Consider the following 253-nt stretch of genomic DNA (forward strand, 5'->3'; position numbering starts at 1 on the left):
GCGGTTAGTTCGGTGGTTACGCCGCTGGATTGTTTGAGCCAGGACAGACCGCCGTTAGCGGTGGTCTCCACGGAGCCTTGCGGGCCGAGGCGCCAGCCGATCTGGTCACCAGGCGCTGCGATGTAGTGCGCATCAGAATTGGCGAGTGAGCGCAGAAGGCTGACGCCGCCGGGTTGCGCGTTGGTGTAAGCGAGGGATTCGGCGCGCTTCGATTTGTCTTTTGCAGCGCGCGCGGGTTTCGTTTCTTCGAGTG

At 62.8% G+C, this 253-nt stretch carries 1 protein-coding gene; it reads right to left on the minus strand.

Features of this window, described 5'->3' with window-relative positions; genetic code table 11:
* The coding region (locus P8629_RS12330; protein ID WP_278166396.1) for a hypothetical protein at positions 1-253 on the minus strand (253 nt) is incomplete at both ends.

The sequence above is a fragment of the Hydrogenovibrio sp. 3SP14C1 genome (genome assembly GCF_029625905.1).
GTDB lineage: Bacteria > Pseudomonadota > Gammaproteobacteria > Thiomicrospirales > Thiomicrospiraceae > Hydrogenovibrio.